The organism is Streptomyces sp. NPDC059785 (assembly GCF_042732375.1).
In the GTDB taxonomy this organism is placed as follows: domain Bacteria; phylum Actinomycetota; class Actinomycetes; order Streptomycetales; family Streptomycetaceae; genus Streptomyces.
The window spans coordinates 13,378-29,314 of record NZ_JBHWHV010000009.1; the positions used below are offsets into that span (position 1 = coordinate 13,378).

10 protein-coding genes are annotated in these 15,937 nt (G+C 69.5%); 6 read left to right on the top strand and 4 right to left on the bottom strand.

Annotated elements, in window-relative coordinates; genetic code table 11:
• Nucleotides 1-169 precede the first annotated feature (169 nt).
• Both hpf and ACFV6E_RS09115 read left to right on the top strand, forming a co-directional pair.
• Nucleotides 170-859 carry a ribosome hibernation-promoting factor, HPF/YfiA family gene (gene hpf / locus ACFV6E_RS09110; RefSeq protein ID WP_385165802.1) on the top strand — a complete coding sequence of 230 codons (690 nt, stop codon included), beginning with the start codon at nt 170-172 and terminating at the stop codon, nt 857-859.
• Between the two features lie 205 nt (nt 860-1,064).
• Complete coding sequence (locus tag ACFV6E_RS09115; protein WP_385165804.1) at nt 1,065-1,811, top strand: response regulator; 747 nt, start codon at nt 1,065-1,067, stop codon at nt 1,809-1,811.
• A 73-nt stretch (nt 1,812-1,884) separates the two neighbouring features.
• Here the strand turns inward: ACFV6E_RS09115 and ACFV6E_RS09120 are convergent, their stop codons facing one another.
• Both ACFV6E_RS09120 and ACFV6E_RS09125 read right to left on the bottom strand, forming a co-directional pair.
• Nucleotides 1,885-3,060, bottom strand: coding sequence for a winged helix-turn-helix domain-containing protein (locus ACFV6E_RS09120; RefSeq protein ID WP_385460189.1), 1,176 nt, complete (start codon nt 3,058-3,060; stop codon nt 1,885-1,887).
• Nucleotides 3,061-3,124: 64 nt separating this feature from the next.
• On the bottom strand, nt 3,125-3,703 hold the full coding sequence (locus ACFV6E_RS09125; RefSeq protein WP_385165808.1) for a GNAT family N-acetyltransferase: 579 nt from the start codon (nt 3,701-3,703) through the stop codon (nt 3,125-3,127).
• A gap of 302 nt (nt 3,704-4,005) precedes the next feature.
• Here ACFV6E_RS09125 and secA point away from each other — a divergent pair, with 302 nt between their 5' ends.
• Nucleotides 4,006-6,831 (top strand): preprotein translocase subunit SecA, encoded by a 2,826-nt coding sequence (gene secA / locus ACFV6E_RS09130; RefSeq protein WP_385165810.1) that lies wholly within the window; start codon nt 4,006-4,008, stop codon nt 6,829-6,831.
• 124 nt (nt 6,832-6,955) lie between these two features.
• On the opposite strand, the gene ACFV6E_RS09135 is transcribed toward secA, so the two are convergent.
• Complete coding sequence (locus tag ACFV6E_RS09135; protein ID WP_385460191.1) at nt 6,956-7,261, bottom strand: Rv3235 family protein; 306 nt, start codon at nt 7,259-7,261, stop codon at nt 6,956-6,958.
• 748 nt (nt 7,262-8,009) lie between these two features.
• Here ACFV6E_RS09135 and ACFV6E_RS09140 point away from each other — a divergent pair.
• Nucleotides 8,010-8,525 carry a DUF6912 family protein gene (locus ACFV6E_RS09140; protein WP_385460193.1) on the top strand — a complete coding sequence of 172 codons (516 nt, stop codon included), beginning with the start codon at nt 8,010-8,012 and terminating at the stop codon, nt 8,523-8,525.
• Nucleotides 8,526-8,870: 345 nt separating this feature from the next.
• Nucleotides 8,871-9,536, top strand: a complete 666-nt coding sequence (locus tag ACFV6E_RS09145; RefSeq protein ID WP_385460195.1) for an HAD family hydrolase — start codon at nt 8,871-8,873, stop codon at nt 9,534-9,536.
• Between the two features lie 263 nt (nt 9,537-9,799).
• Here the strand turns inward: ACFV6E_RS09145 and ACFV6E_RS09150 are convergent, their stop codons facing one another.
• A complete protein-coding gene (locus tag ACFV6E_RS09150; RefSeq protein WP_385165816.1) occupies nt 9,800-10,366 on the bottom strand; it encodes a DJ-1/PfpI family protein in 567 nt (188 codons plus the stop codon).
• A 608-nt stretch (nt 10,367-10,974) separates the two neighbouring features.
• Between ACFV6E_RS09150 and ACFV6E_RS09155 the strand changes: the two genes are divergently transcribed.
• The gene (locus ACFV6E_RS09155; protein ID WP_385460197.1) at nt 10,975-15,906 is read left to right on the top strand and encodes an NAD-glutamate dehydrogenase; all 4,932 of its coding nucleotides are present in this window, start codon (nt 10,975-10,977) and stop codon (nt 15,904-15,906) included.
• Nucleotides 15,907-15,937 lie beyond the last annotated feature (31 nt).

The window sequence follows — 15,937 nt, forward strand, 5'->3', positions numbered from 1 at the left end:
GTCGTCGTGGGGTATTCGCAATCACCCGCGATGGTGGGGTGGAGATCTCGTCCGTGGGGGAGGAGGAGGTGACAGTCACCGAGTCCGAGGTTCCGGGACTGTCCGGGACCTGGTGCAAAAGGGAGATGCTCCGCCCATTGAGCGGAGCGATCCGGGAACGGAGTTCTGCGTGGACATCGTCGTCAAGGGCCGCAAGACCGAGGTGCCGGAGCGGTTCCGCAAACACGTGGCCGAGAAGCTGAAGCTGGAGAAGATCCAGAAGCTCGATGGCAAGGTGATCAGCCTCGACGTAGAGGTGTCCAAGGAGCCCAACCCCCGACAGGCCGACCGTTCCGACCGGGTGGAGATCACGCTCCGTTCGCGCGGTCCGGTGATCCGGGCGGAGGCAGCGGCGAGCGACCCGTACGCAGCACTGGACCTGGCGGCGGAGAAGCTCGAAGCACGGCTGCGCAAGCAGCACGACAAGCGGCACACCCGGCGCGGCGCGGGCCGGCTCTCGGCGGCCGAGGTCGTCGACTCCGTGCCGGGCGCGGCGACGCTGAACGGCACGGGCGCCGGCCGCGAAGAGGAGACGGACAGCGTCCCGACCAAGAAGATCGGCTCGCTCGAGGTCATGGGCGACGGCCCCCTCGTCGTCCGGGAGAAGACCCACGTGGCGTCCCCGATGACGCTCAACCAGGCCCTTTACGAGATGGAGCTGGTCGGGCACGACTTCTACCTCTTCATCGACTCCGAGACCAAGGAACCGAGCGTCGTCTACCGGCGGCACGCCTACGACTACGGCGTCATCCACCTCAGTACGGACCCGATGGTCGCCCAGGCCGACCCGGCCGCTCCGGGCGGTGCGCTGGGCGGCTGACCTCCCCCGGTGACAGCCCGAGCCGGTGCCCCTGGAGTGCGTGCGCGTCCCCGGGGGCACCGGTGTGCGAATGGCTGGCATCCGGCTCTGTCACCGCGCCGCGGTCCAGTCGTGAAATCATGGCCGCACAGCCCAACCGGTGGGCCGTTGCCTTGGGTTGGCGATGGCACAGGACCGCAGACCACGGCCTTCAGGGGGAGGAACGATGCCGGACAGCTTCGGACCGATGCGTGATGAGGGTGCCGACGACGGCGTCGTCGCCACGGACGCGGACCCGGGCACCCCTCGCAAGGAGCCCATCCGGGTCCTTGTCGTCGACGACCACGCCCTCTTCCGGCGCGGTCTGGAGATCGTGCTCGCGGCCGAGGAGGACATCCAGGTCGTCGGTGAGGCGGGGGACGGGGCGGAGGCCGTCGACAAGGCCGCCGACCTGCTGCCCGACATCGTGCTGATGGACGTCAGGATGCCCAAGCGTGGCGGCATCGAGGCGTGCACCTCCATCAAGGAGGTGGCGCCCAGCGCGAAGATCATCATGCTGACGATAAGCGACGAGGAGGCCGACCTCTACGACGCGATCAAAGCGGGCGCGACCGGTTATCTCCTCAAAGAGATCTCCACGGACGAAGTGGCCACGGCCATTCGCGCGGTAGCCGACGGTCAGTCGCAGATCAGCCCCTCGATGGCGTCGAAACTGCTCACCGAGTTCAAGTCGATGATCCAGCGGACCGACGAGCGGCGGCTGGTGCCGGCGCCCCGGCTCACCGACCGGGAGCTGGAAGTCCTCAAGCTCGTGGCAACCGGAATGAACAACCGGGACATCGCCAAGGAACTGTTCATCTCCGAGAACACCGTGAAGAACCACGTGCGCAACATCCTGGAGAAGCTCCAACTGCATTCCAGGATGGAGGCGGTGGTGTACGCCATGCGCGAGAAAATTCTCGAAATCCGCTGATAGGTCCGGCGGCCGTGACCGGACTGGCGGGCCGACGGGCGGTCGTCGCCGGCCGGCCGGTGCGTCTTCGCCGTCAGCCGAGCGTGCGGGCCAGCTCCGTGGTGAGGGCCTCGCGCAGCGCCGGGGAGTCCACCCGCTCCACGCGCACGTCCGTGCAGTCCACCCAGCTCGCCGCCTCCACCAGGGCCTGGGCGACCGCGGGCACGGCCTTGATCCCGTCCAGCGCCACCTGCTTGGCGACCAGCGTGCGGCCCTCGCGTGCGGGGTCCACCCGGCCGACCAGCCGGCCGCCGGCCAGTACCGGCATCGCGAAATAGCCGTACACCCGCTTGGGCTTGGGCGTGTACGCCTCCAGGCGGTGGGTGAAGCCGAAGATGCGCTCCGTGCGGGCCCGCTCCCAGATGAGGGAGTCGAACGGGGACAGCAGCGTCGTACGGTGCCGGCCGCGCGGGGGTGTCTCCAGGGCCGCCGGGTCGGCCCACGCGGGCTTGGACCAGCCCGCCACCGTCACCGGGACCAGGCCCGAGTCGGCGATCACCGCGTCGAACTGCTCGGTCTTGAGCCGGTGGTAGTCGGCGATGTCCGCGCGCGTGCCGACGCCCAGCGACTGTCCGGCGAGGCGGACGAGGCGGCGCAGGCACTCGGTGTCGCTCAGCTCGTCGTGCAGCAGGCTGTCGGGGATGGCGCGCTCGGCCAGGTCGTAGACCCGCTTCCAGCCGCGGCGGCGGGTGCACACCACCTCGCCGTACATCAGCGCGCGCTCGACGGCGACCTTCGTGCCGGACCAGTCCCACCACTCGCTGGTCCTCTTGGCGCCGCCCAGCTCCGTGGCCGTGAGCGGGCCCTCGGCTCTCAGCTGCTTGATCACCTGCTCGTACGTGCCGTCCGGCAGCTCGTGGTTCCAGTGCGGGCGGGCGCGGTAGGCGCGGCGGCGGAAGGCGAAGTGCGGCCACTCCTCCACGGGCAGGATGCACGCCGCGTGCGACCAGTACTCGAAGGCGTGGGTGTCCTGCCAGTACGCGTCGTCCACGGTCTTGCGGCCCACGGCGCCGAGCCGGGCGTACGGGACGAGCTCGTGGCTCCGGGCGAGGACCGAGATCGTGTCGAGCTGCACCGCGCCCAGATGTCTCAGCACGCCCCGCACTCCGGCCCTGCGGTCGGGGGCGCCCAGGAATCCCTGGGCGCGCAGGGCGATGCGGCGGGCTTCGTCGGCGGAGAGTTCGGCGAGGGGACGCGGCAGACTCGTCATGCCCGCACCCTAGGCGGTGCCACTGACAGTCAGGGCTGACCTGGGCAGATCGTCCGCCTGACCCCTACGCCCCCGGTCTCGGCGGCGGCAGGTACGGGGCCGTCGACGGCAGGCCGAGGTCCGACGGGAGGAGGGAGGCCAGCCAGCAGTCGCGGCGTACGCCCTTGTTGTTGAGGCCCGAGCGCAGGGTGCCCTCCAGGGTGAAGCCGACGCGTTCGGCTACCGCGCGGGAGCCCTTGTTGCCCACCTCGGCCCGCCACTCCACGCGGTCGACGGCCAGCTCGGTGAACCCCCAGCGGCAGGCGGCGAGCACGGCCTCGGTGACGTAACCGTTGCCCCGGTGTTCCTTGGCCGCCCAGAAACCGATCTCCGCGACCCCCAGGGAGCGCATCCCGAGACTCAGCATCACGGTCAGCTCCCCGCTGGGCAGAAAGGCGCCGAAGGTGAACTCGCGGTCGCCCGCCCAGCCGTCCGGGGCGAGCCGCCCGACGAATCCGGCGGCGTGCTCCCGGTGGTACGGCGACGGAACGGTCGTCCAGCGCTGGATGTCGGGGTCCTGGGCGGCGGCGAACACCGCGTCCGTGTCGCCGGCGTCCGGGGCGCGCAGGACGAGACGGCCGGTGGTCAGCGTGACGGGTTCCATCGACCGATTCTGTGCGGGGAGCCGGCGGCGGCGCCATCGGTTTTGTCCGCTCACCGGAACCCGGCAAGCCACGGGGAGGGGGCCTGGGACGGCGTCGCCGGAGCGCTGGGTGAGCGGGCGATCACGATTCGTTCATTTCGTGCGGCGGTGCGGCACCATCCACCACGCCCGTCCGTTGTCCTGATGGCTGTCACAGTGCAGACCTCCCGGCGCGGTGGGGTCCTCGCATACGATGGCCGTTGCTCAATCGCATCAAGGAAAACCGACCGTCCCAGGCCCGACCGGCAAGGAGACCAACCCCCGTGTCCGTCCTCTCGAAGATCATGCGTGCAGGCGAAGGCAAGATCCTGCGCAAGCTGCACCGCATCGCGGACCAGGTCAACTCCATCGAAGAGGACTTCGTCGACCTCTCCGACGCCGAGCTGCGGGCCCTCACCGATGAGTACAAGCAGCGGTACGCCGACGGCGAGAGCCTCGACGACCTGCTGCCGGAGGCGTTCGCCACGGTCCGCGAGGCCGCCAAGCGCGTCCTCGGCCAGCGCCACTACGACGTGCAGCTCATGGGCGGCGCCGCGCTGCACCTCGGCTACGTGGCCGAGATGAAGACCGGTGAGGGCAAGACCCTGGTCGGCACGCTGCCCACGTATCTGAACGCCCTCTCGGGCGACGGCGTCCACCTCATCACGGTCAACGACTACCTGGCCGAGCGCGACTCCGAGATGATGGGCCGCGTCCACAAGTTCCTCGGCCTCACCGTCGGTTGCATCCTCGCCAACATGACGCCGGCCCAGCGCCGCGAGCAGTACGCGTGCGACATCACGTACGGCACGAACAACGAGTTCGGCTTCGACTACCTCCGCGACAACATGGCGTGGTCCAAGGACGAGCTCGTCCAGCGCGGCCACAACTTCGCGGTCGTCGACGAGGTCGACTCCATCCTCGTCGACGAGGCCCGTACGCCGCTGATCATCTCCGGCCCGGCCGACCAGGCCACCAAGTGGTACGGCGACTTCGCGAAGCTGGTCACCCGCCTGAAGAAGGGCGAGGCCGGCAACCCGATGAAGGGCATCGAGGAGACCGGGGACTACGAGGTCGACGAGAAGAAGCGCACCGTCGCCATCCACGAGTCCGGTGTCACCAAGGTCGAGGACTGGCTGGGCATCGACAACCTCTACGAGTCGGTCAACACCCCGCTGGTGGGCTACCTGAACAACGCCATCAAGGCGAAGGAGCTCTTCAAGAAGGACAAGGACTACGTCGTCCTCGACGGCGAGGTCATGATCGTCGACGAGCACACCGGCCGTATCCTCGCCGGCCGCCGTTACAACGAGGGCATGCACCAGGCGATCGAGGCGAAGGAAGGGGTGGACATCAAGGACGAGAACCAGACGCTCGCCACGATCACCCTCCAGAACTTCTTCCGCCTCTACGACAAGCTCTCCGGCATGACCGGTACGGCGATGACCGAGGCCGCCGAGTTCCACCAGATCTACAAGCTCGGCGTCGTCCCGATCCCGACCAACAAGCCGATGGTCCGCAAGGACCAGTCCGACCTGATCTACCGCACCGAGGTCGCCAAGTTCGACGCGGTGGTCGACGACATCGCCGAGAAGCACGAGCAGGGCCAGCCGATCCTCGTCGGTACGACGTCGGTCGAGAAGTCCGAGTACCTCTCGCAGCAGCTCTCCAAGCGCGGCATCCAGCACGAGGTGCTCAACGCCAAGCAGCACGACCGGGAGGCGACGATCGTCGCCCAGGCCGGCCGCAAGGGCGCCGTCACGGTCGCCACGAACATGGCCGGCCGTGGCACGGACATCAAGCTCGGCGGCAACCCCGACGACCTCGCGGAGGCGGAGCTGCGCCAGCGCGGCCTCGACCCCGAGGAGCACATCGAGGAGTGGGCGGCAGCGCTGCCCGCCGCCCTGGAGCGGGCCGAGAAGGCCGTGAAGGCGGAGTTCGAGGAGGTCAAGGACCTCGGCGGGCTGTACGTGCTGGGCACCGAGCGGCACGAGTCGCGGCGTATCGACAATCAGCTGCGGGGTCGTTCGGGCCGTCAGGGTGACCCGGGTGAGTCTCGGTTCTACCTGTCGCTGGGCGACGACCTGATGCGACTGTTCAAGGCTCAGATGGTCGAGCGCGTCATGTCTATGGCGAACGTGCCGGACGACGTGCCGATCGAGAACAAGATGGTCACGCGCGCGATCGCCTCCGCCCAGTCGCAGGTCGAGACGCAGAACTTTGAGACCCGGAAGAACGTCCTCAAGTACGACGAGGTCCTCAACCGGCAGCGCGAGGTCATCTACGGCGAGCGGCGCCGCGTCCTGGAGGGCGAGGACCTCCAGGAGCAGATCCAGCACTTCATGGACGACACGATCGAGGCATACATCGAGGCCGAGACCGCCGAGGGCTTCGCCGAGGAGTGGGACCTCGACCGGCTGTGGGGCGCCTTCAAGCAGCTCTACCCGGTGAAGGTGACCATCGAGGAGCTGGAGGAGGCGGCCGGTGACCGTGCCGGTCTGACCGCCGAGTTCATCTCCGAGTCCATCCGCGACGACATCCACGAGCAGTACGCGGCCCGCGAGGAGCAGCTCGGCTCGGAGATCATGCGCGAGCTGGAGCGCCGGGTCGTCCTGTCGGTCCTCGACCGCAAGTGGCGCGAGCACCTCTACGAGATGGACTACCTCCAGGAGGGCATCGGCCTGCGCGCCATGGCGCAGAAGGACCCGCTGGTCGAGTACCAGCGCGAGGGCTTCGACATGTTCACGGCCATGATGGACGGCATCAAGGAGGAGTCCGTCGGCTATCTGTTCAACCTGGAGGTCCAGGTCGAGCAGCAGGTCGAGGAGGTCCCGGTCGAGGACGAGGCGCCTTCCCTGGAGAAGAAGGAGGACGCGGTGCCGGCCCAGGCGGGTGCGCGTCCCGAGATCCGGGCCAAGGGGCTCGACGCTCCGCAGCGGCCCGACCGGCTGCACTTCTCCGCGCCCACCGTCGACGGCGAGGGCGGGGTCGTCGAGGGCGACTTCGAGGCCGGGGACGGCGGGGAGGAGCCGGTGCGGTCCGAGGCGGACGGGCTTACGCGGGCCGAGCGTCGTAAGCAGCAGAAGGGGGGGCGGCGGCGGAAGAAGTAGCGGTCGCCGTCAGTCAGTCGCCGCCGGGCGCCGGGCGCCGCCGGGCGCGGTGAGGGGTTTTTGGGGCCGGGCACCTTAAAGGGTGCCCGGCCCCTCGTGTGTTTCGTGCGCCCGCCCGTGCGCCCTAAGGGGTGCAGGGCCTGCGGGTGCCCAGTTCGATGGCTGTGCAGCGCCAGCGCAGGTCCGTGGCCTGTTCCAGGCGGAAGGCCATGGCGTGCAGGCGGTCGCCCGTGCTGATGCGGGCGAAGACCTCGAGTGCACCCGGGCCCGCGACGTAGTAGCCGACCTCGCGGACGGTCGGGCGGGTGGTGCGGGTGGTGCGGGTGCGCAGGGTGCCCAAGGTGCCGTGGGGGTCGAGGGTGCCCAGCGGTGCGTGTTCGGCCAGCCAGGCCAGGTCGTCGTACGCGCGGCCGGCGGTGTGGCGCAGCATCCAGTGGACCGGGCGTTCGCCGCTCAGTACGGCCAGCAGGCGGTCGGCGAAGAGGTCGGTGGGGCGGGGGCCCGGAGCGGGCGTGAGGGGTCGGTCGGATGGGGTGCGGTGGTCGGGTGGGGTGGCTTGGCCGGGTGGGACGGTTCGAGGAGGTGGGGTGGTGCGGTCGGGTGGGGTGGTGCGGCTCGCTGGGCGGCGGGGGTCTCGGCGGGTGGGGGGCCGGGTGGCGGCCGGGCGGCGCGTGGTCCTGTTCCTGGTCATCACCTTGTTCATGAGGCGTCCCCGTTCTTTGGTGCCCGGCTGCGATACCGGGCGGTAACTTCTTGGTGCGCATCTTGTACGGGGTGGGGGCGAGCGGTGGCAAGCGTCTTGACCTGCGGTGTGTGGCCCGCGTGGGTTCACCTATCCGAGTGGGTGAGGGGGCGGCGGGCCTGGTTCTGCGGGGGTGCGCCGGGTGAATGCGGAGACCGGGGTGGACGCGTGTGAGGGGGTGGGCCTGAACTCGAAGGGGGACGGGCGCACGTATCCTGAGGGTCCTTCCGGAGGCTCGGAGACTCGGAGGTGCGAGGCTCGGGAGCGTTCTTCCGGAGACTCAAAGGCTCGGAGGAGCGGAGGTGCGGGAGCGTTCTTCCGGAGGCTCGGAGGCTCGGAGGCTCGGGAGCGTTCTTCCGGAGGGCTTCTGCTTTGGGTTCCGGGTACTAGTCCGACTTCGGGCTTTCACAGCTCCGACTACGAAAGTGGCCAGTCCATGCGCGTCTACGTTCCTCTGACTCTTCCCGGTCTCGCCGAGGCGTACGGGACGGGCGAGCTGGGGGCGGGGAAGTTCGTCGCCTACGCCGTCACTCCCGCGCTGCGTGAGTGGTACCTGTCGGACGACATCGAGGAACTGGAGTACGCAGCGCTGAACCGGGCCGCGCTGGCCTCGCTGCGGTTGGTCGCCGTCGATCCGGGTGCCGCGCGGCGGCGGGTCGTGGTCGCCGTGGACATCGCCGACGGGGCGGCGTCCGCCGATCCCGACCGGGGGCTCGACCCGGGGGCGCTCGGCGAGGTGCGGGTCGCCGGGCCGTTGCGGCTGGCCAAGGCGGCTGCCGTGCATGTCGATTCCGACGGGGCCGAGGCGGATGTCGCCGCGGCGGCGGCTGCGTTGGGGGCGGCGGATCTTGGTGACGACGATGCGCAGTTCGTTGTCGACGGGGCCGAGGATCACGAGCTGCTCTGGTACGCCACGCAGGAGATTCCGCATCTGGTGGGGCTCGGCGACTGACGCCTCGCCTCGCGGTGGGGCGGTGAGGGAGCCTGCCTCGCGATGGGGCGGCGACTGACGCCTCGCCTTGCGGTGGGGCGGTGGGGCGGTGGGGGAAGCCTGCCTCGCGGTGGGGCGGCGACTGACGCCTCGCCTTGCGGTGGGGCGGTGAGGGAAGCCTGCCTCGCGGTGGGGCGGCGACTGACGCCTCGCCTCGCGGTGGGGCGGTGAGGGAAGCCTGCCTCGCGGTGGGGCGGTGAGGGAAGCGCGCCTTGCGGTAGGGCGGTGGCTGGAGCTTCGCCCCGCGGCAGGGCGGCGACTGATCCGGCGTGGTCCGTTGACGGTGGGGGCGGGTACTTTTTGGTCATGGGGAAGCACGGAGCGGCACACATCGTGTGGGACTGGAACGGGACGCTGTTCCATGACAACGCCGCGATGATAGGGGCGACGAACGCGGCGTTCGCGGAGCTGGGCATCGAGCCGATCACGCTGGAGCGGTACCGGGCGCTGTACTGCGTACCGATCCCGAAGTTCTACGAGCGGCTGATCGGCCGGCTGCCCACGGACGCGGAGTGGCTGGTCATGGACGAAACCTTCCACCGGCACTACGCGCGGCACCGTGCGGTGTGCGGGCTCACCGACGGGGTGCCCGAGCTGCTCGCCGGCTGGCGGTCCGCCGGGGGCAGTCAGTCCCTCCTCAGCATGTACGGGCACGAGGATCTAATTCCGTTGGTGCGGGGCTTCGGCATCGAGCCGCACTTTCTTCGAGTCGACGGGCGGACCGGGCCTTCCGGGGGCAGCAAGGCCGAGCACATGGTGCGCCATCTCGGGGCGCTCGGGCGGGTGGATCCGGCGCGTACGGTCGTGATCGGGGACGCCGCCGATGATGCGGTGGCCGCGTTGCACGTCGGTGCGCGGGCGGTGCTCTACACCGGGGGCTCGCACAGTCGCGCCAGTCTCGAGGCGGTCGGCGTACCTGTTGTCGACACGCTCGCCGAGGCTGTGGAGGAGGCCGAGCGGCTGGTGGCCTGACGTCGTCGCGCGCGCCGGTCGTCCGGTGGTGGGTCGGGGCCGCGCCGGTACATCCGCCCGTCGCTCCCGCGGTCACCGAGGGGGTTCGGATGACCGACTTGGTGTGCGACCGCGTGATCGACGGGCATGTGATGTACCGGCACGGCCCCTTCCGTGCGATGGCGGGTGCGAGTCGTGGACCGTTCCGCAGCGGTCTTCCGAGCATCGGCGGCTGCGGGCCGCGACCGCCAGAGGTGCCTGCGGGCGTGACTGCCACGTGTGCTTCAGCCGACAGGCGCCTTCGCCCGCAACACCGTCAGGAACTCCCGCATCCAGCGTGGGTGGTCCGGCCAGGCGCGGGCCGAGACGAGCATGCCGTCCACTACCGTCTCGGCGTCCTGGAAGGTCGCGCCGGCGGTCTGCATGTCCGGTTCCAGCGCCGGGTACGCCGTGACGCGGCGGCCCCGCAGGCCGTCCACGGCGGCCGTCAGGAGGGGGCCGTGGCAGATCTGGGCGACCGGCTTGTCCGCGTCGAAGAACGACTTGAGGATCTTGCGGAGCTCGGGGTCGTTGCGCAGGTACTCGGGGGCCCGGCCGCCCGGGATCACCAGGGCGGCGTACTGGCCGGGGTCGACCTCCGCGAACGAGAGGTCGGCGGGCCAGGTGTAGCCGGGCTTCTCGGTGTACGTGTCGAAGCCGGGTTCGAAGTCGTGGACCACGAAGCGCAGCTTCTTGCGGGCCGGGGCCGCGATGTGTACCTCGTACCCCTCTTCGCGCAGGCGCTGGTAGGGGTACAGGACCTCCAGCGACTCCGCCGCGTCGCCGGTGACCATCAGGATCTTCGCTGTCATCTCGGTGCGCTCCTGTCGGGCGGGCTTGCGCGTCACGGTCAACGTGCTCCCCTCGGGGCGGCTTGCCAAGGGGCCGTGCGGTGCGGGCCGCGAGGCTCTATTCCGTCCGCACGTGCCAAGCGCATGCCCCGCCGTACCTGCACGAACGCGTCGGTTTCTCCCTGTGCAGACTGTCAAAGTTCCGCCCCCTGTTTTGTACACATACGGCTCATGACGGGCCCCCAGGGAGGAGCGATAGCCTTGTTGCGTGATCAGCGCGATATCTCGCGGGGGCACCGTCGCCCCTGCTCCGCGCCCGGACGACACGGACGACATCCGTGGCCGGGCGGCGGTCGCTGGTCCTCGCGGGCAGGGGCGGCCAGGAGCGGACGGGGCGCTCACCGCGTCCGGTGCCCTCTCCATTTCGGCCATCGCGGCCGAACGGGCGTTGCCGAGAGCAGCGTCACACTCCCCGAGGGTCTTGAAATTGGCCGATAACCCTTCGCCCGTATCTTCTTGCGGCATAGCGTCGGATCAGACCGGACACCCCGCGTCAAGGCGTTACGTCGGAGAAGGGACCGTACTTTCTTCAACGTCACGCAACGGCGCGCGACAGGAGCCAGAGGACAATGCAGACCAAGCTGGACGAAGCCAAGGCCGAGCTGCTCGAACGGGCCGCCCGGGTAGCTGAGAACAGTCCGGTCGGGGGGCACCTACCGACCGGGACGACGAGCGAGGGCACCCCGGACCGGGACTCCGTGTTCACGTTCCTCCAGCGCTACTACCTGCACACCGCCCCGGAGGACCTGGCCGACCGCGACCCGGTCGACGTCTTCGGAGCCGCCTTCTCGCACTACAGACTGGCCGAGAACCGACCGCAGGGCACGGCCAACGTGCGCGTGCACACGCCGACCGTCGAGGAGAACGGCTGGACGTGCAGCCACTCCGTCGTCGAGGTCGTCACCGACGACATGCCCTTCCTCGTCGACTCCGTGACCAATGAGCTGTCGCGTCAGGGGCGTGGCATCCATGTCGTCATTCATCCGCAGGTTGTCGTTCGGCGGGATCTGACCGGCAAGCTGCTGGAAGTGCTGCCGGGGCGGCCCAGCGGGGAGCTGCCGCACGACGCGGCGGTCGAATCGTGGATTCACGTCGAGATCGATCGGGAAACCGATCGGGCCGATCTCAAGCAGATCACCGCCGATCTGCTGCGCGTTCTTTCCGATGTGCGCGAGGCCGTCGAGGACTGGGAGAAGATGCGCGACTCCGCGCTGCGCATCGCCGACGAGCTGCCCAAGGAGCCGACCGCCGACGATCTGCGGGACCTGGAGGTCGACGAGGCGCGCGAGCTGCTGCGCTGGCTCGCCGACGACCACTTCACCTTCCTCGGCTACCGCGAGTATCAGCTCCGTGAGGACGACTCGCTGGCCGCGGTGCCCGGTACGGGCCTCGGCATCCTGCGCTCCGACCCGCCGCACGGCGCCGACAGCCACCCCGTCAGCCCCTCCTTCGAGCGGCTGCCGGCCGACGCCCGCGCCAAGGCGCGCGAGCACCGGCTGCTCGTGCTGACGAAGGCGAACAGCCGGGCCACCGTGCACCGGCCCTCGTACCTGGACTACGTCGGGGTCAAGAAGTTCGACCAGGACGGGAATGTGGTGGGGGAGCGGCGCTTCCTCGGGCTGTTCTCCTCGGCCGCCTACACCGAGTCCGTGCGCCGCGTGCCGGTCGTCCGCCGCAAGGTCGAAGAGGTGCTCCGGGGCGCCGGGTTCTCGCCCAACAGCCACGACGGGCGCGACCTGCTCCAGATCCTGGAGACCTATCCGCGCGACGAGCTGTTCCAGACCCCGGCCGACGAGCTGCGGTCCATCGTCACCAGCGTGCTCTATTTGCAGGAGCGGCGGCGGCTGCGGCTCTATCTGCGGCAGGACGAATACGGGCGCTACTACTCGGCCCTCGTCTATCTGCCGCGGGACCGGTACACGACTGGTGTGCGGCTGCGGATCATCGACATTCTCAAGGAGGAGCTCGGCGGTACCAGCGTCGACTTCACCGCCTGGAACACCGAGTCCATCCTGTCCCGGCTGCATTTCGTGGTGCGGGTTCCGCAGGGTACGGAGCTGCCGGAGCTGTCCGATGCCGACAAGGACCGTATCGAGGCGCGGCTCGTCGAGGCCGCCCGGTCCTGGGCCGACGGGTTCGCGGAGGCACTGACCGCCGAGTGCGGCGAGGAGCGGGCCGCCGAGCTGCTGCGGCGGTACGGGAACGCCTTCCCGGAGGGGTACAAGGCCGATCACACGCCGCGTGCCGCCGTCTCCGACCTGGTGCATCTGGAGCAGTTGCAGTGCGGTGAGGGGAACGACTTCGAGCTCAGCCTCTACGAGCCCGTGGGGGCGGTGCCGGGGGAGCGGCGCTTCAAGATCTATCGCAACGGTGAGCCCGTCTCGCTGTCCGCGGTGCTGCCCGCCCTCAATCGCATGGGCGTCGAGGTCACCGACGAGCGCCCCTACGAACTGCGCTGCTCCGACCGTACGACCGCGTGGATCTACGACTTCGGGCTGCGGCTGCCCGCGACGAACGGTGGCGGCGACCACCTCGGAGACGACGGGCGCGAGCGGTTCCAGGAGGCGTTCGCCGCGACCTGGACCGGGCAGGCGGAGAACGACGGCTTCAACGCGCTGGTGCTCAGCGCCGGGCTGACCTGGCGCCAGGCGATGGTGCTGCGCGCCTACGCCAAGTACCTGCGGCAGGCCGGCTCCACCTTCAGCCAGGACTACATGGAGGACACCCTCCGGCACAACGTCCACACCACCCGGCTGCTCGTCTCGCTCTTCGAGGCCCGGATGTCCCCGGACCGGCAGAAGGCCGGCGTCGAGCTGACCGACGCCCTCCAGGAGGAGCTGGACGCCGCTCTCGATCAGGTCGCGTCCCTGGACGAGGACCGGATTCTGCGGGCCTTCCTGAACCTGATCAAGGCCACCCTGCGGACCAACTTCTTCCAGGAGGCGCTGGGCGGCAAGCCGCACGACTACGTCTCCATGAAGTTCGATCCGACTGCTATTCCGGATCTTCCGGCGCCGCGTCCTGCCTACGAGATCTGGGTGTACTCGCCGCGGGTGGAAGGTGTGCATCTGCGGTTCGGGAAGGTCGCGCGCGGCGGTCTGCGATGGTCCGACCGGCGTGAGGATTTCCGTACGGAGATTCTCGGGCTGGTCAAGGCGCAGATGGTGAAGAACACCGTCATCGTGCCCGTCGGCGCCAAGGGCGGCTTCGTCGCCAAGCAGCTTCCCGATCCGGGCAAGGACCGTGACGCCTGGCTGGCGGAAGGTGTGCGCAGCTACCGGACCTTCATCTCCGCGCTGCTCGACATCACCGACAACATGGTGAGTGGAGAGGTCGTACCGCCTGCCGACGTCGTGCGGCACGACGGGGACGACACCTATCTCGTGGTCGCCGCCGACAAGGGCACCGCCACCTTCTCCGACATCGCCAACGAGGTCGCCGAGTCGTACAACTTCTGGCTCGGTGACGCCTTCGCCTCCGGCGGCTCCGCCGGGTACGACCACAAGAAGATGGGCATCACCGCCCGCGGTGCCTGGGAGTCGGTGAAACGGCACTTCAGGGAGGTGGGACTCGACACCCAGACCGAGGACTTCACCGTCGTCGGCGTCGGAGACATGTCCGGTGACGTGTTCGGCAACGGCATGCTGCTCTCCGAGCACATCCGCCTGGTCGCCGCCTTCGACCACCGGCACATCTTCATCGACCCCAAGCCCGACGCGGCCACCTCCTACGCCGAGCGCCGCCGGCTCTTCGAGCTGCCCCGCTCCTCGTGGGGCGACTACGACACCGGGCTCATCTCGGCCGGTGGCGGGGTTTTCCCCCGTAGTGCCAAGGCCATTCAGGTCAACGCCCAGATCCGCGAAGCCCTCGGGATCGAGGGCAAGGTCTCCAAGATGACCCCCGCCGAGCTGATGAAGGCCATCCTCAAGGCGCCGGTCGACCTGCTGTGGAACGGCGGCATCGGTACGTACGTGAAGTCGTCCGCCGAGTCCCACGCCGACGTCGGCGACAAGGGCAACGACGCGATCCGCGTGGACGGCGCCGACCTGCGCGTCCGCGTCGTCGGCGAGGGCGGCAACCTGGGCCTGACCCAGCTCGGCCGGATCGAGTTCGCGCAAGGCGGCGGCCGGATCAACACCGACGCCATCGACAACAGCGCGGGCGTGGACACCTCCGACCACGAGGTGAACATCAAGATCCTGCTCAACGCGGTGGTGGCCAACGGCGACCTGACCGTCAAGCAGCGCAACAAGCTGCTCGCCCAGATGACCGACGAGGTCGGCCGCCTGGTCCTGCGCAACAACTACGCGCAGAACACGGCGATCGCCAACGCCCTCGCCCAGTCCTCGGACATGCTCCACGCCCAGCAGCGGTTCCTGCGGACCCTGGTGCGCGAGGGCCATCTCGACCGGGCCCTGGAGTTCCTGCCCACCGACCGGCAGATCCGCGAGCGGCTGACCGCCGGACACGGCCTGACCGGCCCCGAGACGGCCGTACTGCTCGCGTACACGAAGATCACGGTCGCCGACGAGCTGCTCGCCACCACGCTGCCCGACGACCCGCATCTGCGGAGCCTGCTCTTCGCCTACTTCCCGACGGCGCTGCGCGAGAAGTTCCGCGAGCAGATCGAGGGCCACGCGCTGAGCCGTGAGATCGTCACGACCGTCCTGGTCAACGACACGGTCAACACCGGCGGTACGAGCTTCCTGCACCGGCTGAGGGAGGAGACCGGCGCCTCGCTGGAGGAGATCGTCCGGGCGCAGACCGCGGCCCGCGCGATCTTCGAGTCGAGCGAGGTGTGGGACGCCGTCGAGGGGTTGGACAACGCGGTCGACGCGGCCGTGCAGACCCGGATCCGGCTGCACTCGCGGCGCCTGGTCGAGCGCGGCACGCGCTGGCTGCTCAACAACCGGCCGCAGCCGTTGCAGATCGCCGAGACGATCTCGTTCTTCGGCGAGGGCGTCAAGCAGGTCTGGGGCGAGCTGCCCAAGCTGCTGCGCGGCGCGGACCTGGAGTGGTACCAGCAGATCCACGACGAGCTGACGGACGCCGGCGTGCCGGACGAACTCGCCACCCGGGTGGCCGGTTTCTCCTCGGCCTTCCCGACGCTGGACATCGTCGCGGTGGCCGACCGCACGGGCAAGGACCCGATGGCGGTCGCCGAGGTCTACTACGACCTCGCCGACCGGCTGAACATCACCCAGCTCATGGACCGCATCATCGAACTGCCGCGGTCCGACCGCTGGCAGTCGATGGCCCGCGCCTCCATCCGCGAGGACCTGTACGCGGCCCACGCCTCGCTCACGGAGTACGTGCTCGCCGCCGGTAACGGCAGCTCCACGCCCGAGCAGCGCTTCAAGGCGTGGGAGGAGCAGAACGCCGCGATCCTCGGACGGGCGCGGACCACCCTGGAGGAGATCAGGAGCTCGGACTCCTTCGACCTGGCCAACCTGTCGGTGGCCATGCGGACGATGCGGACGCTGCTGCGTACGCATTCATAGGCAAGCGGGAGGGGAACGGGGCGTCCGGGTC